Consider the following 23981-nt stretch of genomic DNA (forward strand, 5'->3'; position numbering starts at 1 on the left):
GGTTACCGCTCGAGCTCTTTTACTAGCTCAACTGGGATCCATTCAGGCTCTATGGTTACCGCTCGAGCTCATTTTCAAGCTCAACCGGATCCATTCAGGCCCTATGGTTACCGTTCGAACCATTTTTCCTACTCAACGGGATCCATTCATTCCCTATGGTTACCACTCAACATCTTTTTCCAACCATACCAGCTACATTTACCCTTTCGTTTTTCTCAAAATTCCTATTCCTCAAATCCCTCTTTACTCACAAAAATCTCATCTTCAGAAAAAACCGAAGCAAACCTTTCAAACACTCTTTCAAATGCCGTTGGCCCATACCATTCTTGCAATCCAAGTTCTAAAAATTTCGTTTCAATCCCAAGTCTCTTTGTTCTCTTACCCCCACTTCCATCCCCCATAAAAAAGTCATCAAGACACACTCGATCAACAACCGACTTTAGTTTCTCAGCAAAATGTTCACTACTCGGTAAAATGGGTGCCACTGCAACTTGAGTTGGAATACCCGCTCTCGCCAACTCTTCAAGGGTTTTCATTCTTGCCTGAATAGGAGGTGCTCCCGGGGTAAATTGCTTTCGAATTGTTTCCAAATCTGTTTCTATTGTCATACTAATTCGTACCCCCTTACCTAAATGCTGCAACAGATCTATATCTCTGCTAACTAAGGGACTTCTTGTCTGAACAAGTAAAAAGTTTGGGGGATTTTCAACCATGACTTCTAACAGTGAGCGAGTCACCTTCTCCTGAAATTCAATCGGTTGATACGGATCCGTGCTGGAAGACATAAAAATAGCAACCTTTCCCTTTGTTTTAGCCCTATTCAACTCCTTATCAAGTACTTCTGCTGCTCCACTTTTAACATCAACCCACTCTCCCCACTCCCCCTCACGAAAGAGTGATACTGGCATTTGACGAACATAGCAGTACGAACAGCCAAACGTGCACCCTGTATATGGATTCAAAGAATGAGTATAGCCGGAAAGGAAACCAGTACCTTTATTAAGCATTGTTTTGGGATATTTGTAGAATAATTCACACTTCATGAAATCTCCCCTTCATTCTCCTTGATCTCTGTCTTTCTGTTCAAGCTCCAGCAGCCGTGTCTTCATTTCCAATCCGCCCCGATATCCTGTTAACTTGCCATTCTTTCCTACCACTCGGTGACATGGCACTGTAATTAATATTGGATTTGCCCCAATTGCAGCACCTACAGCCCTTACTGCGGCTGGCCTTTCAATTAACTTAGCGATATCTGAATAGACTCGCGTTTCCCCATATGGAATTTCACAAAGAGCGCTCCACACGGCAAGCTGAAACTCTGTCCCATTGTAATCAAAAGGAATAGAAAAGCTCATTCGTTCTCCCTCAAGATATTCAATAATTTCATCCACATATACTTGTAGCTTTTCCTTATCTTCAACTAGTGAACTACCAGAGAATCGCTTCCCAGCCCATGCCACAAGTTCCTCATAATCCCCATTCTGTGATCCCACATAGCAGAGCCCCTTCGTCGTGGCAGCTAGATACATCTTCCATTCCTTAAAATTCAACAATGTCCAATAAATTATTGGCTTACCCATTTCTAGCACCCTCCTCATATATCCTTCGAAATTCCAATGGTGTATATCCCGTTTTCTTTTTAAATAATGTGATAAAATAAGGCACATTTTGCAGACCCACCGATAGGGCAATTTCTGAAGTTGCTCGATCAGTCTGAATCAATAATTCCTTTGCATGTCCAATCCTAATCCCTTGTATATACTCAACCGGCGTCTGCCCTGTGATTCTTTTAAAAGTTCGATGTAAATGGTATGGGCTCCCATGACTTACTTCCGCCAAAAACTCTAACGTTAATTTTTCATTGAAATTCTTATCGATATATTTCGTAACTACTGCTATCCACTCATGATCAGGTAATCGTTCATTTGTTGGTTTGCACCGTTTACAAGGTCGAAATTGTTCAGCCAATGCTTGCTCTGCATGTTGAAATATACGAACATTATCGCGCTTTGGCACACGTGACTTACATGACGGTTTGCAAAAGATACCTGTCGTTTTTACAGCATAAAAAAATTCACCATTGTAGGAAGCATCATTACTAATAATGGCTTCCCATTTTTCATCTGTCATCAACGTTCGGTCGGTCTCCATCTCCATTACACTCACCTCAACAATTATTATAACTCGCAACTGTCTCATTGAAACCATTCTCAAACTATAAAAGCAAGATATTGAAACCCACCTTCAAAGTAAAAGAGCAAGATTAAAACATTTTTAAAATGGTAAACTATAGAAAAGGGAGGAGTGTGAAAAATGGTCTTACAAAATAGTAAAATAACACTACCAGAAGAGTTCGATATGAATGCCAATCTTGGATATTTAGCTAGGTCCAGTAATGAATGTATGTATGAGATAGAGAATGATGTCATTACACGCGCTCTAGATATCAACGGAGTTCAGACCTTGTTACAAGTTCAAGCCATAAATAAAACGCATATGAATATTTCATTTATAGGTGAACCTCCTAATGATCTACAGCATGAAGCGATTGTAAAATACATCCGAGAGTGGTTTGACCTTGATCGTGATTTAACTCCTTTTTATAAGATGGCAAATTCGGATCCTCTTTTAAAAATCCCAGCGCAGCAATTCTATGGGCTAAGACTTCTTGGGATTCCCGATCTATTTGAGGCTTTGTGTTGGGGGGTTCTAGGTCAGCAGATTAACCTTCCATTTGCATATACCTTAAAGCGGCAATTTGTTGAAGCATTCGGAGATTCCATTGAATGGAAAGGTACAAAATATTGGATTTTTCCAACCTACCAGAAAATCGCGCAATTAACTCCTGCTGATCTATCTAATATTAAAATGACTGTAAAAAAGAGTGAATATATCATTGGACTTGCTCAATTAATGGCAAGTGGTGAATTATCAAAAGAAAAGTTAATGGATATGAACTTTCAACAAGCAGAAAAGTCCCTAATCAAAATTCGCGGTATCGGCCCATGGACTGCCAATTATGTTCTCATGCGCTGTCTTCGCTTTCCAAATGCGTTTCCAATCGATGATGTTGGTCTTATCAATTCTATCAAAGCATTAAAAAATATGGATCGGAAGCCAACGAAGGCTGAAATTCAAGAACTCTCTATCCCATGGAAGAACTGGAAATCTTACGCTACCTTTTATTTGTGGAGACTACTATATTAACAAAAAAGCCGTTCTTATCATGAATAAGAGCGGCCTACCACGGATTCATTCCTCCAATATATCCTTCAAAAACTTCTCTCGATGCTGCAAAAAATATTTCGTAATTCGATAGTGGTCGGTTTCTTCATAATTAACTTCAGCAATCCGACCATCATCAAAGCTTAATATCGTTGCCCCTGGATACCCTAATAGTATTGGAGAGTGGGTCGCAATAATAAATTGACAATCTCCACTTTCTGTTAAATCATGGATGATTCGTAAAAAAGACAATTGACGTTGCGGGGATAATGCTGCCTCTGGCTCATCCAATAAATAGATGGCACTGCCTTTGAAGCGATTCAAAAAGAGAGACAAAAACGACTCCCCATGGGACTGCTCATGTAAAGAACGACCGCCATAATCTCTAAATCCAGTTAGATCCACCTCATCAATATGTGAAACAAAATGATAAAACGACTCTGCTCTTAGAAAAAAGCCATTCGTAATCTTCGGCATCCACGAAAGTCGAATATAATCGCCTAGTGCTGAACCTGCCGCATGAACATCATAACTATTATTTCGACTGCCACCCGCTGTGTTAAATTCGCATTTATCTGCAATCGCCTCTAATAAAGTAGACTTTCCAGAGCCATTTTCTCCAACAAAAAAAGTGACCTTATTATCGATATCAAGATGGTGCAAATTACTAATAGAAGGGATGGAGAATGGGTATTCATGATAATCCTGAACATCTTCACGCAAAAAAGTAATTCTTTTTAGAAACATGTCTCTCACCTACAAATCCTTTACTGAATATACCTTCTGACTGGGCAGCTCCAAACAATTAAGCTGGCCGCCGTACACAGCACCCCCATCAATCCCGATAATACGATTTACCCCAAAAAACACATCACATTTTCCTTGTTCCTTATACAAAAGTGATGTTGGAGTATGTCCAAATACCACAATTTTTACTCCCTTGTACCCCTTATGAAACTCATCACGTATCCATATTAATTTATATGGGTCTGATTCGCATACTGGAACTTCTGGTTCCACACCAGCATGGACAAAAATATAATCATCAGTTTCAATATAATGCTCAAGGTCCTGAATAAACTTTAAGTGCCGTTTCAACTCATCAGATTCTAAGCTTGGCTTTTGAAATGCCTCTTCGTCTACTAAAAGATCCTTCTCTGAAAATCCATAGCTAGACAATGTTTTATCCCCACCATTTCTTACAACCCAGTGATTCCAAAACTTTTCTTCATCAGAGGTTAAAGCCTTAATCATCATATCCTCATGATTGCCCTTTAACACCCGTGCGCCACGCTCTTTCAATTTTATTACCTTATCAATAACTGCTTTTGCATTTGGACCCCGATCTACATAATCACCTAGCAAAATTAATTGATCATTCTTAGAATCATAGTTAACACTCTCTAGTAATTGCTCAAATTTATTAATATCGCCATGAATATCACTAATTATTAGCGTTCTTTGCACCATAAAACCTACCTTCTTTTTTCCTATTTTAATTGAATTGAGTATCGTTCATCTCGTTGTTCAACGGATACTGGATACTCAAAAAAGGAAGAGAGAGCTTCTTCATTTAATACATCTATTGTCCTGCCTGAAGTATACACCTCTCCACGACGAAGTAATAACATCTTTTGAAATACTTGTGATATTTCTTCAATATGGTGGGTCACATAAATAAGAGTTGGCCCACCTGATAGACAAGCTAAATCATTGATACTATTAAGTAATTTCTCACGTGAAAAAATATCAAGCCCATTACATGGTTCATCTAAAATTAGAATTTGAGGATTCGCCATTAACGCTCTAGCAATTAAAATCTTCTGCTTCTCACCTTGTGAACACGTATCGTAAACACGATTCACGAGATACTGGCAGCCCATTATTTCCATCATTTCAAGAGCCCGTGTAAGATCCTCTTTAGAAACAGATTCATACAATCCGATTGATGCATGTTTTCCACTAATAACTACAGCTTGAGTGAGGTCAGTTTTATAAATTTTCTCCTGTAACGACGAGCTTACCCAACCAATTGATTTTCTTAGCTCTGGTACATTTGTAGCACCGAACCGATTACCGAGCACGTGAACTGTACCAATTGTTGGCCATTCGTATCCATTAATGATATTCAGTAGAGACGTCTTACCTGAACCGTTCAATCCTAGTAATGCCCAGTGTTCTCCCTTTTTCACCTGCCAGTCCACATTTTTTAGTAAAGTCCGATTTCCCCTTTCCCAGGTTACATTTTCAAGATCAATGATGTACTCCAATCGTATCCCCCCTATTTGAGTAATATTATTTTTAACCAATTCTACCACACAAATGTTACACTATTGGTATTAATCAAAAAATTCATTTTATCCCCGAATACTCTCAAATAAGTGGAGGTCATATTATGTACCAGTTATATTGTCGGGCCTATCAAAGTGTATTTAGAATGGTCACACCGTTCCTTCCTTGGCGCAAACCCGAAATATTGGAAGGAGAAAATAGCTTACTTCACTTGCCTAAACTTATAAAAAGCAAAGACATTCACCATGTATTAATTGTAACTGATAAAGGGATTACCTCCATTGGTTTAATGGAACCATTCCTTAAAGGCTTAAATGCTGAAGATATAAAGTTTGTTATCTATGATCAGACAGTACCCAACCCAACAATTGATAATATTGAAGAAGCACTAGCAATGTATCGGGTCAACAACTGTCAAGGAATAGTTGCCTTTGGTGGCGGTTCACCAATGGACTGTGCAAAAGGCGTTGGTGCCCGGGTTGCAAGACCAACTAAACGAATTCCTCAAATGAAAGGTGTCTTGAAGATTAGGAAAAGGATTCCTACACTGTTTGCGATTCCGACAACAGCTGGTACAGGGAGCGAGACGACAATTGCTACCGTCGTTTCTGACAGCGAGACACATGAAAAATATGCGATTTTAGACACTTCACTAATTCCAGACTATGCCGTTCTTGATCCAATTCTTACTATGAATCTACCTCCCCATATTACGTCAACAACTGGCATGGATGCTTTGACACATGCTGTTGAAGCGTATATCGGAAAAAGCAACACAAAAGAAACGGTGCAGTGCAGCTTAGATGCTGTGAAATTAATTTTCGAAAATATTTATGAGGCTTATTCAAATGGGAATAATCTAAAAGCGCGTGCAAATATGCAAAAAGCGGCTTATTTAGGTGGGGTTGCATTCACCCGGGCATATGTAGGCAACGTCCACGCAATTGCCCATACACTTGGCGGATTTTACTCCGTACCACATGGACTAGCAAATGCAATTATTTTACCTTATGTACTTGAATATTACGGAGACACCGTTTATCAACCTTTATCTGAATTAGCGGATCAAGTCGGGATTTGCAACCCTACAGATACAAATGAACAAAAGGCAAAGAAATTTATTATAGCAATTAAAGATTTAAATGAACGGATGAACATTCCGAAAAAGGTGAAGGGCATTGAAGAACAGGATATTCCAACAATGGTCGAGAGGGCGTTGAAGGAAGCTAATCCTCTTTACCCAGTTCCAATGATTTTTTCTAAAGATGATATGTTCCAGCTTTATCAACTTATTAAGGAATAAGGTAGAATAGGACTACCGAATCCTTGACAGTTCGTCTTGATTATTTTATTGTTAGATTAATTAATAACGGAAAGGGTGACCCAATTAGATGAAGTTTTAATCCTATTTTTCGAAAACAAGCAATTGAAGGAATCTTATGCAGTGTATATCTCCTGCTTATTTTATCATGCCTTCAATTAGCGTTTTCAGAATAGGATAGGACTTCTATAGTTGGAACCAGAAAGGGGTAGTCTCTTTTTGGTATACACCTATTTATGCCTCCTATTCTGAATATAGATAGGAGGCTTTTTTTGTCTCCAAATTTCTTAAAAATGGGGATGATTATGTATGTTATTAGAAGCAAACAGCTTAAAAGTGTTTATTGCCGATCGGTTATTATTTGATATTGAAAAATTACAAATAGAAAAGGATGATCGAGTAGGGTTAGTCGGTAAAAATGGTAGTGGTAAAACAACCCTGCTAAACACGTTAGCCGGAAAGAAACGTCCAGAAAGCGGAACAATTGTTGCATATGCAAAGCATGAACTTTTACCACAGCTTAAAAGAACATCAACAACTAAAAGTGGTGGGGAGGTCACACAGGAATATATTAATGATGTACTTATTAAGGATCCCGAATTATTATTTGCTGATGAGCCTACCACTCATTTAGACACCAATCATATTGAATGGCTGGAAAAGAAGCTAATCAATTGGCAAGGCGCCCTTGTGATTGTTTCGCATGACCGTACTTTTCTGGATACTCTTTGCACAAAGATATGGGAAATCAATGATGGAAAACTTTTAGAGTATAAAGGGAATTATTCCGATTATGAACAACAAAAAGCAATAGAGCGTCAACAAGCTGAAATGGCTTTTGAAAAATATGAGAAAAAGAAACGACAGCTCGAGGATGCCATGAAATTAAAAGAAAAGAAAGCTGAAAGAGCAACAAAGGCACCCAAAAGAGTAAGTAATTCAGAAGCAAGGATAACTGGAGCTAAGCCATATTTTGCAAAGAAACAAAAAAAGCTTCAGCAAACTGCAAAGGCGATTGAAACGAGATTAGAAAAGCTAGAGAAAGTTGAACGACCAAAAGAAATCGCTCCAATCAAAATGAAACTGCCGAATGAGGATTCCTTCAAAGGAAAAATTGTACTTCGTGCAGAGAATTTACCTGGCGAAATTGGTGACCGGACGCTTTGGAAGCCAATAAGCTTTCATGTTCGTGGTGGGGATAAGCTTGCGATTATCGGACCAAATGGAAGTGGCAAAACAACACTCATCAAAAGAATCTTGGAACAAGAAGAGGGTATTTCAATATCCCCATCAATGAAAATCGGCTACTTCAGTCAAAACATCAATATTTTAAATACTGAAACATCAATTTTAGAAAATGTTAGTTCGACATCAAAACAAGATGAAACATTTATCCGTACGGTGCTTGCTAGGCTGCACTTTTTTAGGGAAGATGTTTATAAACTAGTTGGAGTTCTAAGTGGTGGCGAACGAGTAAAAGTCGCATTAGCAAAGCTTTTCGTTAGCGATATTAATACATTAATTTTAGATGAACCAACGAATTTCCTTGATATTGAAGCGGTTGAAGCATTAGAATCCCTACTAAAAGATTATGAAGGTACCATCCTTTTCGTATCTCATGATAGACGTTTTATCAGCAATATTGCGAATAGAATTTTGGCTATTAATGATAAAGAAATAGACGTTTTTAATGGTACGTATAAAGAATATCAGACTTACGAACCACAGGAAAGTCGTGATACAGAAGAAGATCTTCGACTCGTATTAGAAATGAAAATTTCAGAAGTCCTAAGTAGGTTAAGCATTGAACCGTCTGAGGAGTTAGAGATGGAATTTCAAAAACTACTTGCGGAAAAACGGAAATTAAATAAGTAACTAGATAACAGAAAGGGCATGCACCATTTGAGCATGCCCTTCATAAATAATTATTGATTCAATTGCTTAATAATTTCCCTCATAAAGCCTGGTAGGTCTGGCCAAGCATGACCGGAAACTAGATTTCCTTCTACATGAAGGTGATTTTCGATATATGTTGCACCCGCCGCTTCAACATCTGGCTTACATGCGATATAAGCAGTTAGTTCGCGACCTTCCATGTATTGGCGTACCGTTGTTAAGATAAGACTTGCATGGCAAATGGCACCAACTGGTTTATTTGCCTCGAAGAAGTGCGCAACAATTCTAGGGACATTTTCGTTTAAGCGAATGTATTCTGGTGCTCTTCCTCCGGGAATAATTAACCCATCATATTCTTCCGGATTCACATCTTCGAACGCTACATTGGATTCAATCAAGTATCCTTTGCTTTCCGTATATGTATCCCAACCAATAAAATCATGTACCACTGTTTGCAATTGTTTCTTTGATGGAGCAGCTATTTGTACGTCAAACCCTTCTTCAAGACAGCGAAAATATGGATAATAGATTTCTAATGCCTCCACAGCATCCCCTGCTAAAAGCAACACTTTTTTTGACATTTCAACTTCCTCCTCTCAAAACTAAGGCCATGCCTATACTTATATATTCACTATCTGATAATTAATTTCCTCTTTCATTCAAAAATAATTTATGCCTTTTTAACAAATTCGGATTTTAATTGCATGGCACCAAAACCATCAATCTTACAATCTATATCATGATCACCTTCTACCAAACGTATACCTTTAACCTTTGTCCCAACTTTGACAACTTTGGAACTTCCTTTTACTTTTAAATCTTTTATAACAGTAATCGTATCACCGTCATTTAATACATTTCCGTAAGCATCTTTCGTAATTTTTTCTTCACTCTCTTCACTTACTGATTCCACCGACCACTCATGTGCACATTCTGGACAAACTAATAAACTACCATCCTCGTATGTGTATTCAGAATTACATTTTGGACAATTTGGCAAACTTCCCATCATTCATTACCTCCATTCATACTTAATCTTGGTGTGTTTAATTTTACATAAAATAACAAAAACACCAAAGATTATCCATATATCTCTATACTGGCATATTCGTATGGAAAAGACAAACAAAAAGCATGTGGGACAAAGTTACTATCCCTTCCATCCCATTTTTGTATAAATCACCTTCCATTTCCAAAACATATAGATTGAAGCTTCATTATAAAAGGGGAGACTATTTTGAAATTCATTCTTTTTATAGCAGCATTACTCATTATTTTTTTACTCGCTTATATCGTTAGTAATAATAAAAAAGGAATTAAGTTAAAGCCAATTATTATTATGCTTATTTTGCAGATAGCCTTTGCCTTTCTATTCCTTAATACAGAAATTGGGCTTACGGTTATCAAGGGAATTTCAAGTTTATTTACTCATCTTTTAACATATGCAGCTGAAGGGATTAACTTCGTATTTGGTGGGATAGCAAATGAAGAGACTTCCCCATTTTTCTTAAATGTACTATTGCCAATTGTTTTTATCTCTGTACTCATTGGAATTGCTCAGTATTTTAAGATTCTCCCCTTCATCATTCACTATCTTGGCTTACTATTAAGTAAAGTGAATGGACTTGGAAAATTAGAATCTTTTAATGCAGTAGCTTCTGCTGTATTTGGTCAATCCGAGGTATTTATTTCGGTTAAAAAGCAGTTGCCACATTTACCTGAACATCGACTGTATACATTGTGTACCTCTGCAATGTCGACTGTATCAGCCTCCATCCTAGGTGCTTATATGACGATGATCGAACCGAAATTTGTCATTACAGCTCTTATCTTGAACCTATTTGGTGGCTTTATCATTGTGAATATTATTAATCCATATGAGGTTAAACCAGATGAGGATATTATTGAAGTTCAAGAGGAGGAGAAACAATCCTTTTTTGAAATGCTTGGAGAATATATTTTAGATGGTTTTAAAGTAGCGATCATTGTCGGCGCAATGTTAATTGGATTTGTTGCCCTTATTAGTATGATTAATCATATTTTTGACGCCATTTTTGGAATTAGCTTTCAAACTGTTCTTGGCTATGTTTTTGCCCCATTTGCTTTTATCGCAGGGGTTCCAGCTTCTGATGTAATTAAGGCAGGTACCATCATGTCAACAAAATTATTATCCAATGAATTTGTTGCCATGATGGACCTAGCCCAAATCTCTGATACATTATCAAAACGGACGGTAGGTATTATTTCTGTATTCCTTGTTTCCTTCGCTAATTTTTCGTCAATCGGCATCATTGCAGGAGCGGTAAAGGGCCTAAACGAAAAGAAAGGAAACCAAGTAGCAAAGTTTGGAATGAAGCTACTTTATGGTGCTACCCTTGTTAGTCTTTTGGCTGCAGCCATAACAGGGATAATGATCTAGGGACAGTGAAGCTGATCTGTCCCTTATCTTATTTTGTTTGTAATGCTAAGGCTCTTACAATGATAACAGCAAATTGTGCTCGGTTCGTGTCATCATGAAGACCAAATGACTTATTGCTATATCCTACCATTAGTTTGGAATCCGCCACTGCATCAATATAAGGTGCTGCCCAGTAGGTAGCGGAAATATCTTTATATGCAGGGATCTTCCCATCACCTTTTACGTGGAATGCTGATGCAATAATCTTCGCCGTTTGAACACGTGTTAGTGGTGCATCTGGGTTGAATTTCTTATCCTTTGCAAAAATGCCTGCTTCAGTTAATTTGGCAATCGCCATGTATGCTGGATGATTTTCCGGAACATCTATGAACCCTGGATTTGCAGGAATTGATTTCGTTGTCGGTATGATTTGATAAATGATCCCCGCTGCTTCCGCTCTAGTTATTGCTTTTTCAGGATAGATTTTTCCCGATTCATCTACGGAAAGTAATTTATTTGCTAAAAGCAGGTTTAATTCCTTTGCAGCCCAATGTCCAACTGGAATATCTTTTGCAACAGGCTGTTGTGGTGCACCACTAGTAATACTAGCTAATAATGCTTCACTTAGTAATTGATATCCTGCTTCATTTGGATGAATATCAATCGGATTCGGGAGATATTGTTTTGCATCATCACCAAATTTGTCATAAACAGGAACAAAGTTAGCACCTTGTGCAGTAACAGTTGCTGCGATTGTTTGATTCAACCCCTTTGTTACTTGAACAAGTGGTGGTCTTTGCGCATCAGAAATATGTGGCAGTGGGTAGTAGTACCCCATTACATATATCTTTGCATCAGGATTAAGCTTTTTAAGTGATTGAATAATCCCTGTAAAGTTTTTTGTAATTGATTCTAATGTACCGGGTACAACAGCTGGATCAATTTCGGCTGTTCCCTTTTCTCGATCAATTTTCAATAGCTTTACAAAATCATTTGCACCCGCTGAAATCGTAATTAAATCTGACTTTTTAACAGCTTCCTGTAAATCAGCTTTCGTTGTTAAATCATTAAGCACATTTTCTGTTGTATAGCCCGGTACAGCAAATTGTTTTGAAAAGGATTCAAGCTTACCTTGGCTTTTCAAAGCTTCTGCTGTCATATCTGTGTAGCTTTTACCAAGGCCGTTTTGATTTGCTGTAACCCCAGCAGCCAATGAATCCCCTAACGCTAAATAACGAATTGGATCTGTACCTGCTGCAGATGCAGATGGTACTATTAACCCTACTAGTAAGGCAATTACAAATGCCAGACTCCAAAATCTCTTTTGTACATTTTTCCTCATTCTTTCCCCACTCTCTTTTTTTCTTTATATTCTACTATTCTCACCATATGTAAATCTTGAAGTATGCTTGTCTATATTTTATATTAATTTATGCAATTTTCAAATAATAACACTACTTTTTTTAATATATTTTAGGTTAGAATTAACTTACCTGAATTACTTCCTGCAAACCAAAGGTAATCTTCTACAGTTTTTGAAACCATTTATCTAATAATTCGTAAATAATAAAAAGTTTGTTTTCTGGGGGTCTTATCAATGGTAAAAAGGAAAAAGGAGATTTATTGTGAGGAATGTTCAATGGAGATCAAAGATAAAACAAGTCTCGTTATCTCAACCTATTTCTTTTTAGTTGCACCGTATCATGAAAGGTGTTATTCAAGGTCTTTAAAAGGTTGTCAAACAGCATTTGTTGGTAATGAGCCTATTAATGGCTTTTCAGGTAATTTTAAAGCAATAGCAGCTTTTGTAATAGCTATTATTCTATTTATTATTAATGGTCCATATTTATTTCTAGGAATACTTGCAATCATTCCTGCGTTAATCAGAATTTATGCCTGGCTTACGATTGAACGACATCTAGAATAAAAAGCGCTTGGGTTTTAGAGTATACCCAAGCGGCCTTATTTGCTTTAAATCCTCCCTGTAATGTCATAGCTTCGCTTATTATAGGGGATTTTTGCCTCAACCAGAGATATCTAGTAGTTCTATTCACAAATCCCATAAATACCAAAATTTATGAAACCTTGATTAATACGAGTAGCGTGATAATATAAATCTAGTTAACTGGAAGGGGGCTCCTAGACATGGATCTACTTGTTGTTGGTAGTTTACGTCAAAGGCATATTAGTTATGATAATTGAACTATTCTTTATTATTGGCGGTATTTCCATGTTTTTTTATGCAATAAAGCAGAAAGATAATGGGGACAGAACTGTTAAATTCCCAGTGTTAACAGGTATAGCATTGCTTTTATTTGGTACTTTTTATTATTTCGACAATAAACCAGGCTCCTTACTAACAGGTATAGCTGTAATAACTCTGTCCTTTGGTAATAACCTCTTGAAAAAATTCTTTAAAGATAAATCTAATTAGTATAGTAGGGGCTGTACGATAAGTCCCTAAAATAAAGCAGATGGAGAAAATAATTCGTTTTTCTCCATCTGCTATTGTAGTTTTAGGGTTATTTTCTGTGGGAGATGTCTCTTAGGAGAGGCCATCAAGGGATTAGGCTATTATATTCACTATGGCACCACTCCTTTTGCATTACACACTTAATGAAAAGGAGAGACTTTATTGGCTAAGTAGCAGGGCAGAATAAACCATTTGATGTTGCTATTATTTTTGACATCTGAATTATCTCAAAACCTTTCTACTATAGGCATAAGCTCCAATAAATCATCAATGATGAAATCTGCTTCAACATCATTCCATTGGGGATCTTTTTTCCAAACCCCCTTCATACCGACATTCATGGATGCTGCTACATCATTGTCAGGGTGATCGCCCACAAATATACTTTCACTAGCATCAATCCCAAGCCGATTGAGGGCCCTATGGAATATTGCCGGATTGGGCTTTCTCAGTCCCTCGGTTTCCGAAATGATGATTGAATCAAAGTAATCAGTAATTCCGAGAGCCTTAATATTATCCATTTGGAATTGCCCAAATCCATTCGTAATCATGCCCAATCGAATTGACCTTTTCTTCAATTCTTCCAACATATGAATTAGGTTGGGAAAAGGAACACAGTGATTTTTAAATGTCGCTAGATAATCTTCGAGTAGAGTCTCCCACGATATTTTTCGAATGTTATATTCCTGGGTAAGTTTCTGATACACCTTATCCTTCCAAATATATCCCCGGTAATCTAATTCTATGAATCTCTTTATATACTCTTCTTTTGGAATATAGCCTAACACATCATTTAATCGTTCATATTGCTCCTCAATGAATTTCACGACAGAAGCATCTCGATTTAACAATGTACCATCAAGGTCGAATATAATTGCTTTAATCATTTTAGGAAGCCACCCCCTTATGTTTGACTATTATTAAAATTATCGATTACTATTTGCTGCTTTTCCTTATTTTTAAAACCCGGGGTTTTTCACACACTCGGGCATGCGACACGATCTTGCGGTACCGCTACCATCGATTTTCCGCTCGCTCGGGCACGCGTCACGATCTTGCGTGACCACTACCCACGGTTTTCCGCTCGCTCGGGCACGCGACACAGGCTTGCGTTACCGCTACCTCACTTTTTCCACACACTCGGGCACGCGACACGATCTTGCGGTACCGCTACCTCACTTTTTCCACTCACTCAGGCACGCGACACAAGCTTGCGATACCACTACCTCACTTTTTCCACTCACTTGGGTACGCGACACAGGCTTGCGTTACCGCTACCTGGGGTTTTTCACTCGCTCGGGCACGCGTCACGATCTTGCGTTACCACTACCCACGGTTTTCCACTCGCTCGGGCACGCGTCACAAGCTAGCGGTACCTATATCTCAATTTTCCCACCCATTCGGGCACACGACACGATCTTGCGTGACCGCTACCCCACTTTTTCCACTCACTCGGGCACGATAACTCTATTTCTACCCCATCCCACTTCTATTACTCCCCAGGAAAATACTCCATTGGTTCCTTACATTGAACATACCCATTTTTCCCATAAAAATTAATAGCTTCATCACTCGGCCAAACAATGACAAATTCATAGTTCATTTCCCTTACCCATTCATTGACTGCAGAAAGCAAGCTACTGCCAATCCCTTTATTCCGATATTCTTCTATCGTATAGACATTCGTCATATAAGCAAATGGATGTGTTACCCGACCTGGACGAGGTACTTTTTGAATCAATTCTATGTAAATATGAGAGACTATGCTCCCATTCTCTTCCGCAACCCAAATAAACCATTTATCACCATTGAGTACATTTTGTAGAAAAACCTGGCATTCATTCTCAAAATCTTCATATGGCAACTGTGCAATTTCTCCACTTTCATCATGCTCAATCGTAAAATCCCATCTCATCCTAATTAATTGATCAATGTCTTTTTCGTCAGCTAATCTAATGTTCATATTCCCAATCCTTTCATTTTTTAAAGCCGAAACTTCTCCTTAATCATTCGTGCAACTTCATCTGCTGGCTTACCGTCATATGATTATGAAATAGCTTCAGTTCTGTTATTTTCTCTAGTTCTTGCCCAACGGTCATTTGCCGACAGCCTGCGGCCCAATAACTAAAATAAATTTCATAAGACTCTCCTATTTGTTTTCTTTTCTTCCTAACCTAATTTACCTACACACCCCATGACCACATCCCCAAACTCCCTAATATCCGTTAAATAATCATATCCAGGAGTTGAGCCGTAACTATTAAACATCCTTACTGCAACAACATCATATTGAGGGATAACAAGCACAGCAACACTTGTATACCCAAGGATTTGATATGAGCCTTTTGGTACAAGCTCACCAATTTCTGTTTTCCTTGCTGGCATATCCTTTACAAACCATAAAAATCCGTTTTGTGGGAGGTCTTTATTTTCTAAAATAGGACTTTGAATAGAAGTGGCAAGCTTTATCATTTCTTTCGGAACGACTTGTTCTCCATTTATAAAACCTTGCTTCATATGAACATATCCCCAATATGCTAGTTCTCTAGTGGAAACATACATATTCTTTTTATCTCCGTCTGTCCCATTGCTTGCTGACCAAAACTTATCATTTGGTTCCCTAATTACATCAACAAGTTTTTCAGTAGGCTCATCTTGCCAGCCTGTTTCTGTAAAATTCAATGGTGTAAAAACCTGCTCACTAAGGATTTCAGCAATCGTTTCTCCTGTTGTCTTTCTTATAATTTCCGCTAACATATCAATGCTGCAATCACGATAAGCCCAACTGGTTCCTGGGGGAAATTCACGAAAGAGACGACCATCTCTTGTATTTAGACCATGGGTGTGTGTGAGCAAATGTCTTATCGTTGTTTGATTAAGTAACTCATCATTCTCAACTGAAAGATATTTTACTACCTCATCATCTATGGAATGTATGTAACCCTTATGTACTGCATATGCAACTGCAAAGCCAATATAGCTTTTTCGAACTGAGGCAACATGAAATTGCGAGTCTTCCTGAATATGTCTAGCATTCAAAGATTTGGAATGTTTCCCCCAGTATTCTTCTGAAACTATTTCATCGTTATGAATGACCAATACACTTGCACCAGTGCAATCGACCATCTGGGATGTATTTCTCACATGTGACGTCACTGGTTGGAAACGGTTGTTTAAATGTTGTGGTAAAATCATGACCTTCCTCCGAAAAATGTAATATACTACTATTTCTTCTATTCCATAGAAAATTCCTTCATTCATTTTGCTATAAAAAATGGTGCCGATCCAAAACAGGATAGACACCATCAATCTTTTCATAATCGCGGCTGTGCAAAGCCCATTCTACACATTGACCAACAGAAGGATGTATTTTGGATTTCATCATACATTTTCCATAAACCGTCAACTATCCGCAACTCAACATTACGTTTGAAAAGCTCTTCAAATAAGTTGTTCAAAACAAACCTATTAGTTGGTTTTTGAGTTACTTCGCTAGTATAATAACCTGCATTTTCATCTTGAAGTGCGAAATCCACTGGATCAAACTCATACAAGTATAGCGTTGTATTCTTCATCACTTCATACCATTTACTTTCAATAACGACTACATGTGGACATGAATTTGAGGATAGATAGAGCTGCTTGTCCCTCTCTAATGTGTCTGGCCCCACATGGAAGCAAACGCGGGGACAATTTCGTGGTGTTAAAAAATTGGGCAAACAGAGTTCATTAATTGCCCAAACTAGAGGTTTTGTAGAATCTAAATCAGCTCGAGTCGGAAATCTTGGGTGGAAAACTTCAATATCACTTTCCTCACTCACATGGAATAACCGCATTATTTACCCTCCTGGTGAACGGTGACAGATCACTCGTCCCATTAATCTAAAAAAGTATGTCCCTCAATTGATTTGTTGTTTTACCTGTTGTTATGTAAACGTCCCCGGTATCTGTCATATACGACAGTGTGCTTATTTCTCCTTCATTTCCCAGCCATAAATGCAATGCATGAGTAGGCAAACCACCTTCATATTCAACCATTATATCGAAATCAGGGTTTTCCCCGCTAGGAATCTTCGACTCTTGCTTAACTGCAGTCCTGATCGCCTTTTCAATAATCGCGACTGATTTCTTATCATCAACTGATAGGATAATATCCTGATTCATATCTCCAACACCATTTGATTTAGAAATATTTATCCTTGAAACCTTTTCATCTAATAAACTCATTGTTTGATTCCCCTGCAACTGGCACCCGCCAATAATTGGCAAACAAATAAGTAGAAAAATAGAAGCCAAAATCCTCATAATCGAATCACCACTGTTTAACATATTTTCTGTCCAGATTTATAAGTCACGTAGTGCAATAATCTCACCAGTTGACGCATTTACCCCGTAATGACAATCCAGCTTCCCACATAATCGATATTGACCTTGCTTAGGATCAAACACATAATATGGTTTTAGTTCAAATCGTGTTTTCAATTTCTCAAAAGCTTCTTCTTTGCTGATTGTTACTTGTTCAGATGCTTGATAGTGCTCAAACATCTCGAGCATCAGTTTATTATCGATATAATTGATTGCCTCAAGACTTTTTCGTTCAATAATAATCGTGAGCTTTCTCTGGAAAACACGATGGTCCTGTTTATTCATCCTTAATATCGCATGAATAAATCCCTTTTCACTATGTAAGGTTTTTAAAATCCACTTTCCCGAGTCACTCGGATATTCTCGGCATAATAAATCCTGGACAACAGCCACACATTTCTCCTGCTCAGACTCAGTTATTGGGTATGTCTCTAAGCTCGGTTCACAAGAAAATGCTTGTTCAATTGTGATATTTTCTTGTAGACTAATTGATTTTCGTTTAAAAGGGTTACCTTCAGCCACCGAATCCCAGTAAACTGTTTTATTTATTTCCAACGGTGGCCTCCCGTTGACAATAAATTCAAATGGAATCGTCGATTTCCCATTATTCGCGATATAAATTTCTTCCATTGCATATAGAGGAATTAATCGCTTTTGTTCGTCTGAAGGGAATTCTATTAATTGCAACTGTACCTTTGAAATATGTTCAATATCCTCAAGAGATAGTGTGTATGGTTCCTCCTTTATCATCTCCTCCGAAGGAAACGGACCATGCATAGAGAAAAAGGTAAGATTTCCATCCTGATCCACCTCTATTTCGATGCTGCTAGAAGGAGAAAGTGGTATATCGTTGATGCATTTTTTAAAATAGAGCCTGCCCTCTTCTTCCTTATGAAATTGAAAGTACTCCCCATATGTTAATCCTGTCTCCTCTTCAATCCATTTGAAGATTTGGTTCCTATCGTGGTTGGGAAACCTTACTCCATTTGCATAGGACTTCCCACCAACAAAGATTACTCTCTCGTATTGATCTTTCTTCAAATTTAACTCAATAACCGCAGTGCCTTCCGGATTCGTATCTTCATCTTCATGTTCGACTCCATTAGGAAACCACTCCATACAAAATGTATAAAGCGTCTCATTAAATAGATTAACCTCACGATAAAGCTCATGCCTTTTTAAAAAGTAATTCTCTAAACCAAATTTAACTCTTGAGCAATCTATTAGACTCTGTAACCTTGAATCCATTAAACATTAACCTCACTTCATTTTTTTCGCTTTGTTACGTAACAATAAATAAACAACAACAAATACGACGATTGCGCCCCCAACAATAAGTCCAGTTTGTTTTTGAATTCCGTTTTGCTTTTTAGTTAAATCGACTACCTCAGTTGGTGGCTGCCCTTCACCAAGTATTGTTAAATCTGCCGCTGAAGAGCTCAAGGTACTCGTTCGATCACACATAATTGTAATCAGAGACTTTTCACCATACATGTCCGATTCAGTCGCATAGACCAGGTATTCCGTACCCTCAATAAATTCGATGCCACAATCGCCACCACCTTGACCTGTGGTAATAATAATCTGAGATTGCTTGACACCCTTCCACGTATTCATGACCTCGAAAAGAACTGATTTTACTGTATATCCATCTGAACTTCTTTTATCTTTGACACTAATGACTTTTCCACTAAACACTGCTTCTGAGCGTTTAAATTCTTCCTCCACACTTGATAATCCAGCACATGAACATGCACTCGTTGTTGTTGGAAAAGAACTGATTATCTGCAAAAAAACAATGACAATGACAATCGATGAAATTACCTTTTTCACTACATCACCTCAATCATTTTGATCAGAAAGATACTCCAAAAGCAATGTTCGCGCCTGTTCGTAATGAATCATCTCCCTAGAAAAATCCTGATACTGTGAAATCTTCCCTGCAAGAAACGTATACTGGTCAAAGTATTCAAAAAATGTATAATGCAACATATCTATTTGGCCTTTAGGTATACTTGTTGATTTTCCTTTTAATACATAACCCAAAGTCCCTGCGATGTTTGCAAAATATGTATTCAAATCACCATTCAAACAATTATCCTCATCAGGAATTGCTTGAAATTCCTTTATGAAGTCTTCTTGAATTTTTCTTGTATCTTTATATGGAAATGGTTCATATAATTTCTTACTAATGTCAACTAATTGATTCAAACCCAGCCCCCCTAGCTATATTGTATTAGGAATATTCGTTAAATAATAGTAGAAATAGATGCTACATAAAAATATCTCTGCAATCCGGCGGGTTTTATACTTTATTCGGCGGCTTTCGGCAATTATTCGTCCGAAATGAAAATTATTTCGGCCAGGAATACACATATTCCGGCGGCTTTTCCTATTATTCCGGCCAACCGCCCTAAAATATGTAAATAAAAAAACACATAAGGACCATGAACCATCCTTATGTGCTAATCCATTAATCTTATTTTCATTTCAACAATATATTCACCCTCATCACCCTTGGTATAATAGCTCTGAGTGAACATTTCATAAATGTCCCCTGTTACTTTTAATTGATGGGTCACAATATAATCCATCAACATTTGTAAGTGGGTGAAATACACTTCTGGTGTGAAAATATAGTATATACACACGTATCGCCCTGCTGGTATTTTTGCAACTTCAATTCCTGGAGACATGGTAGAAATTTGTTTATCCGTTAAGATTGGCGTAAAAATATGCGTGTAGGTGATTTCCTCAACTTTTTCGTATGGTTGATTAGAAATGATTGCACCGTAGCTATTATTAATAACTCCTTCTTCAAACTCAACGATTTTCTTCAATTCACTATAAGATGCATTTAAAAGATCCAGTGGTGATATATTTTTCACAGCCGTTTTTAGGATTCTCATCTCTACTTCTTCCTGAATGACTATCTCGCCAAACACTGGATAGTTCAACTGCTTTTTGATACGTCTTTTTACATATTTAATATTTTGTTGGACCTCTTTTAGCCGTTCCAGCTGTTGTTCAATAACAGCATCCTGTTCATTTAGAAAGAGCAATGAATCTTCCCTTTGTAAATGCTGTACCTTTTTTATATCCTCTAACGAAGTTCCAATATATTTTAGAGACTTAATCAAATCCAAGTGATATAGCTGTGAATCTTTATAATATCGGTAATTTGTATTTGGATCGACATACGCTGGTTTGAATAGGCTTATTTGATCATAGTATCTTAATGTTTGAATCGAGACATTCGCAAGTTTCGCTACCTCCCCGATTGAATAGAGTGTTTCTTTCAACTAGAACACTTCCTTCACTTTCGTAGCTTCAGCCTTTTTTAAATGTGCTGGTTGTTTCCAAACAATTGCAAGCGCGATACCGACTACTAAAAATACAGCCGCAAAATAAAACGGATAGTTCAAATTAATATCAAATAAGATTCCACCGACAATGGGTCCAAAGACATTTCCGATACTTGTAAACATCGAGTTCATTCCACCTACAAAGCCCTGCTCATCACCTGCAATTTTTGATAAATACGATGTAACAGCAGGCCTCATTAAATCAAACCCAACAAAGATAACGGCAGTTACAAGAAGAATGCTTAGATAGGTGTTAACAATTGTCATAAAAAACACTAAGATTGTTGAAAAAATAAGACTGTAACGAATCAATCGAATTTCTCCAAGGCGCATCGTTAAACGGTCAAATAAAGCAACCTGTGCAACAGCACCGATTATTGCCCCTCCAGTAATGGCTATTGCGATATCCTTTGGAGTGAAGCTGAATTTATGGTCAACAAACAATGAAAATAAAGACTCAAATGCTGCTAAACCAAATGAAGAGATTAAAATAATCATAAAAGCAATAAAATACATCGGTGCAAAAATGCGTTTAACCCCTGACTTCTCTTTTAGTGACACTTCCTCGTGATTCCGTTCCGGTTCCCTTAATGTAATCATAGATAGAATTGCCGCAACTAGTGCAAGTATTGCCGCTGAAAAGAAAGGGATTCGCGGGCCAATTTCTGCTAAGAACCCACCAATTCCTGGACCGATAATGAAACCAGTAGAAATAGCAGCTGACATATATCCAAGTGCTTTTGGACGCTTTTCAATTGTTGTAATATCGGCGATAAATGCTGTTACAGCTGGCATGATGAAGGCAGCACTGATTCCTCCGAGCATACGAGATATGAAGAGCATTTCTACTGTTTTACCAATCCCAAATAAATATTCAGACACACTGAAAAATAATAATCCAATGACAATCATTTTTTTTCGTCCAATTGTGTCTGCCCATCGTCCGGCAATCGGAGATGCAATTAATTGTGTCACTGCAAATGCAGCGACCATATAACCGACAACGGATCCTGATAAATTTAATTCATTCATGATCGTCGGCAAGACTGGTATCACAAGCCCTATTCCTAAAAATGCTATAAATAAATTTGTTAATAAAATCGCTAATGATATATTTGGCTTTCTCATTTTCTTTCTCCTTCTTTTAGAGGATGTCAAAAAGTCCGGTAAAAATGACACATCGAATTTCTTCGTTGGCTTGCTTTTCCGCTGCTCACGTATTAACTACATACGTTCCGCTGCTCAAAGCTTCGCCGCCTCGAACTTCTCGGTCCTTTTTATCCTCCTTTTTGAACACGGACTTATAAAAAACTTATAAGAACCAATATAAACCCTATAGCTACAATAGAGTCAATCTTTTTGGTTAAAAAAAGAGAAGTCCCATTTTCAGGAACTTCTTGATCAAAGTAATTTTCTATGTCGATTAATGAAAAATTATTGTGCAGTTATCCCGCCATCAACTACGAACTCAGAACCAGTACTGTAGCTTGACTCATCTGAAGCAAGGTATAATACAAGGTTTGAAACCTCTTCTGGTTTTGCTACTCTCTTATTAGGGATGAATTTTGCAAATTCTTTAATTGCATCTTTTGCATCGCCTTGTAATAACATTGGAGTTTCAATTACACCTGGGTGAACTGAATTTACACGAATACCATAATGAGCCAATCCAAGTGCACCTGCTTTTGTCATCCCACGTACAGCGAATTTTGAATCAGTATATCCAATTGCACCACCAACAAGACCATTAATAGATGAGATGTTAACGATTGAGCCACCCTCAGCCTTTTTCATTGATGGAATTACGGACTTCATGCCAAGGAATACTGACACTTGGTTAATATCAATAATTCTTCTATATTCCGCTTCCGTTGTTTCCTCAATTGGTTTATTCATTGTGATACCTGCATTATTGACTAATACACTTACAGGACCAAATGCTTTTTCAGTTTCAGCAATTACTTCTTTCCAATTATCTTCCTTCGTTACATCAAGTTTTAAGAATTTAGCATTTTCTCCTAGCTCAGTAGCTAATGCTTGTCCTTCTTGTTCAAGGATATCAGCAATCATAACCTTTGCGCCTTCCTTAACAAATAATCGAACGTGAGAAGCTCCCATTCCACGTGCTCCACCTGTAACGATTGCTACTTTTCCAGCTAATCTACTCATTGTTATTTCCTCCTAGTTTGTACCATTTTGATTTTTTCTGTCTTGTATACCCCGTACTAATTTTTCCTGGATCATTAAATATTGCTTTAGTTCTTCATCACTTAAGACTTCGAAGTGCTCCATAAACATTTCTTTACCAATTTCATGAGCATCTTTTAATGCCTTTTCTCCAGCTGATGTGATTTTTAACCGGATTGTTCTTCGGTCATTTTCATCATAAAGTCTTTCAGCGAGCCCCAGATTAACTAACTTTGTGGCAATATTCGTCATAGCGCCCTTCGTATAGCCTATCATCTCTGCTAGTTCTACCTGCTTTTGAGGGCCCTTAATCCGTAGTTCACTCAATACTAAAATCGGTGATATCCCAAGTGGATATTGGAAAGCTTTTGTGAATCTGATAATGTTCTCATTATTCATTTGTTCAATCGCATGAATAAGTTTAAAAATACTCGTTTGTTTCATATAAATCCTCTCCAT

At 37.6% G+C, this 23981-nt stretch carries 27 protein-coding genes and 1 pseudogene; 6 read left to right on the forward strand and 22 right to left on the reverse strand.

Annotation, left to right across the window (positions count from 1 at the left end; translation table 11 throughout):
• Positions 1-224: 224 nt before the first annotated feature.
• From MJG50_RS07900 to MJG50_RS07910, 3 genes are read right to left on the reverse strand one after another with little or no spacing between them, the layout of a single operon-like run.
• Positions 225-1043 (reverse strand): SPL family radical SAM protein, encoded by an 819-nt coding sequence (locus MJG50_RS07900; protein ID WP_240254398.1) that lies wholly within the window; start codon positions 1041-1043, stop codon positions 225-227.
• A 12-nt stretch (positions 1044-1055) separates the two neighbouring features.
• Positions 1056-1580: a methylated-DNA--[protein]-cysteine S-methyltransferase gene (locus tag MJG50_RS07905; RefSeq protein ID WP_275695540.1), complete on the reverse strand. Its 525-nt coding sequence runs from the start codon at positions 1578-1580 to the stop codon at positions 1056-1058.
• Positions 1573-2151 (reverse strand): bifunctional transcriptional activator/DNA repair enzyme AdaA, encoded by a 579-nt coding sequence (locus MJG50_RS07910; RefSeq protein WP_240254609.1) that lies wholly within the window; start codon positions 2149-2151, stop codon positions 1573-1575. The genes MJG50_RS07905 and MJG50_RS07910 overlap by 8 nt, the downstream gene beginning before the upstream one ends.
• A 162-nt stretch (positions 2152-2313) precedes the next feature.
• Between MJG50_RS07910 and MJG50_RS07915 the strand changes: the two genes are divergently transcribed.
• Entirely contained in the window at positions 2314-3207 is an 894-nt protein-coding gene (locus MJG50_RS07915; protein WP_240254402.1) for a DNA glycosylase, read from the forward strand.
• Between the two features lie 45 nt (positions 3208-3252).
• Here MJG50_RS07915 and MJG50_RS07920 read toward each other — a convergent pair whose 3' ends face one another.
• The 3 genes from MJG50_RS07920 to MJG50_RS07930 are packed head-to-tail and all read right to left on the reverse strand — an operon-like array spanning position 3253 to position 5495.
• The gene (locus tag MJG50_RS07920; RefSeq protein ID WP_240254404.1) at positions 3253-3972 is read right to left on the reverse strand and encodes an AAA family ATPase; all 720 of its coding nucleotides are present in this window, start codon (positions 3970-3972) and stop codon (positions 3253-3255) included.
• A 9-nt stretch (positions 3973-3981) separates the two neighbouring features.
• Entirely contained in the window at positions 3982-4692 is a 711-nt protein-coding gene (locus MJG50_RS07925) for a metallophosphoesterase family protein (RefSeq protein ID WP_240254611.1), read from the reverse strand.
• A gap of 23 nt (positions 4693-4715) precedes the next feature.
• Positions 4716-5495 (reverse strand): ABC transporter ATP-binding protein, encoded by a 780-nt coding sequence (locus tag MJG50_RS07930; protein ID WP_240254406.1) that lies wholly within the window; start codon positions 5493-5495, stop codon positions 4716-4718.
• 125 nt (positions 5496-5620) lie between these two features.
• Here MJG50_RS07930 and MJG50_RS07935 point away from each other — a divergent pair, with 125 nt between their 5' ends.
• Both MJG50_RS07935 and MJG50_RS07940 read left to right on the forward strand, forming a co-directional pair.
• Entirely contained in the window at positions 5621-6820 is a 1200-nt protein-coding gene (locus MJG50_RS07935; protein ID WP_240254408.1) for an iron-containing alcohol dehydrogenase, read from the forward strand.
• Positions 6821-7147: 327 nt separating this feature from the next.
• Positions 7148-8713, forward strand: a complete 1566-nt coding sequence (locus MJG50_RS07940) for a Vga family ABC-F type ribosomal protection protein (RefSeq protein WP_240254410.1) — start codon at positions 7148-7150, stop codon at positions 8711-8713.
• A 50-nt stretch (positions 8714-8763) separates the two neighbouring features.
• On the opposite strand, the gene MJG50_RS07945 is transcribed toward MJG50_RS07940, so the two are convergent.
• Both MJG50_RS07945 and MJG50_RS07950 read right to left on the reverse strand, forming a co-directional pair.
• Entirely contained in the window at positions 8764-9315 is a 552-nt protein-coding gene (locus MJG50_RS07945) for a DJ-1/PfpI family protein (RefSeq protein ID WP_240254412.1), read from the reverse strand.
• An 89-nt stretch (positions 9316-9404) separates the two neighbouring features.
• Positions 9405-9743, reverse strand: coding sequence for a zinc ribbon domain-containing protein YjdM (locus MJG50_RS07950; protein WP_240254414.1), 339 nt, complete (start codon positions 9741-9743; stop codon positions 9405-9407).
• A 228-nt stretch (positions 9744-9971) separates the two neighbouring features.
• Between MJG50_RS07950 and MJG50_RS07955 the strand changes: the two genes are divergently transcribed.
• Complete coding sequence (locus tag MJG50_RS07955) at positions 9972-11153, forward strand: NupC/NupG family nucleoside CNT transporter (RefSeq protein ID WP_240254416.1); 1182 nt, start codon at positions 9972-9974, stop codon at positions 11151-11153.
• 28 nt (positions 11154-11181) lie between these two features.
• Here the strand turns inward: MJG50_RS07955 and MJG50_RS07960 are convergent, their stop codons facing one another.
• Positions 11182-12474 (reverse strand): GDSL-type esterase/lipase family protein, encoded by a 1293-nt coding sequence (locus tag MJG50_RS07960; protein ID WP_240254418.1) that lies wholly within the window; start codon positions 12472-12474, stop codon positions 11182-11184.
• Positions 12475-12729: 255 nt separating this feature from the next.
• Here MJG50_RS07960 and MJG50_RS07965 point away from each other — a divergent pair, with 255 nt between their 5' ends.
• The gene (locus MJG50_RS07965; protein WP_240254420.1) at positions 12730-13059 is read left to right on the forward strand and encodes a hypothetical protein; all 330 of its coding nucleotides are present in this window, start codon (positions 12730-12732) and stop codon (positions 13057-13059) included.
• A gap of 231 nt (positions 13060-13290) precedes the next feature.
• Positions 13291-13566: a hypothetical protein gene (locus MJG50_RS07970; RefSeq protein ID WP_240254422.1), complete on the forward strand. Its 276-nt coding sequence runs from the start codon at positions 13291-13293 to the stop codon at positions 13564-13566.
• 266 nt (positions 13567-13832) lie between these two features.
• Here the strand turns inward: MJG50_RS07970 and MJG50_RS07975 are convergent, their stop codons facing one another.
• The 13 genes and pseudogenes from MJG50_RS07975 to MJG50_RS08030 form a co-directional block, all read right to left on the reverse strand.
• Positions 13833-14492, reverse strand: coding sequence for an HAD family hydrolase (locus MJG50_RS07975; RefSeq protein ID WP_240254423.1), 660 nt, complete (start codon positions 14490-14492; stop codon positions 13833-13835).
• A 605-nt stretch (positions 14493-15097) separates the two neighbouring features.
• Positions 15098-15568 (reverse strand): GNAT family N-acetyltransferase, encoded by a 471-nt coding sequence (locus MJG50_RS07980; RefSeq protein ID WP_240254425.1) that lies wholly within the window; start codon positions 15566-15568, stop codon positions 15098-15100.
• 70 nt (positions 15569-15638) lie between these two features.
• Positions 15639-15745: pseudogene (locus tag MJG50_RS22305) on the reverse strand (shikimate kinase); the annotation flags it as partial.
• 29 nt (positions 15746-15774) lie between these two features.
• Positions 15775-16800, reverse strand: coding sequence for a serine hydrolase domain-containing protein (locus MJG50_RS07985; protein WP_240254427.1), 1026 nt, complete (start codon positions 16798-16800; stop codon positions 15775-15777).
• Positions 16801-16919: 119 nt separating this feature from the next.
• Positions 16920-17441, reverse strand: coding sequence for a DUF6886 family protein (locus MJG50_RS07990; RefSeq protein ID WP_240254429.1), 522 nt, complete (start codon positions 17439-17441; stop codon positions 16920-16922).
• A 46-nt stretch (positions 17442-17487) separates the two neighbouring features.
• The gene (locus tag MJG50_RS07995) at positions 17488-17832 is read right to left on the reverse strand and encodes a YhfM domain-containing protein (protein ID WP_240254431.1); all 345 of its coding nucleotides are present in this window, start codon (positions 17830-17832) and stop codon (positions 17488-17490) included.
• 117 nt (positions 17833-17949) lie between these two features.
• Positions 17950-19218 (reverse strand): hypothetical protein, encoded by a 1269-nt coding sequence (locus MJG50_RS08000; protein ID WP_240254433.1) that lies wholly within the window; start codon positions 19216-19218, stop codon positions 17950-17952.
• Between the two features lie 12 nt (positions 19219-19230).
• Complete coding sequence (locus tag MJG50_RS08005; RefSeq protein ID WP_240254435.1) at positions 19231-19803, reverse strand: hypothetical protein; 573 nt, start codon at positions 19801-19803, stop codon at positions 19231-19233.
• Positions 19804-19812: 9 nt separating this feature from the next.
• Positions 19813-20181, reverse strand: a complete 369-nt coding sequence (locus tag MJG50_RS08010; protein WP_240254436.1) for a YxiJ-like family protein — start codon at positions 20179-20181, stop codon at positions 19813-19815.
• A gap of 254 nt (positions 20182-20435) precedes the next feature.
• Positions 20436-21272, reverse strand: coding sequence for a MerR family transcriptional regulator (locus MJG50_RS08015; protein WP_240254438.1), 837 nt, complete (start codon positions 21270-21272; stop codon positions 20436-20438).
• Entirely contained in the window at positions 21273-22463 is a 1191-nt protein-coding gene (locus MJG50_RS08020; protein ID WP_240254446.1) for an MFS transporter, read from the reverse strand. It abuts the gene before it with no gap.
• 306 nt (positions 22464-22769) lie between these two features.
• The gene (locus tag MJG50_RS08025; RefSeq protein WP_240254450.1) at positions 22770-23504 is read right to left on the reverse strand and encodes a glucose 1-dehydrogenase; all 735 of its coding nucleotides are present in this window, start codon (positions 23502-23504) and stop codon (positions 22770-22772) included.
• Positions 23505-23516: 12 nt separating this feature from the next.
• Positions 23517-23966 (reverse strand): MarR family winged helix-turn-helix transcriptional regulator, encoded by a 450-nt coding sequence (locus MJG50_RS08030; protein WP_240254452.1) that lies wholly within the window; start codon positions 23964-23966, stop codon positions 23517-23519.
• Positions 23967-23981: the final 15 nt, after the last annotated feature.

The organism is Fredinandcohnia quinoae (genome assembly GCF_022427965.1).
Lineage (GTDB): Bacteria > Bacillota > Bacilli > Bacillales > Bacillaceae_L > Ferdinandcohnia > Ferdinandcohnia quinoae.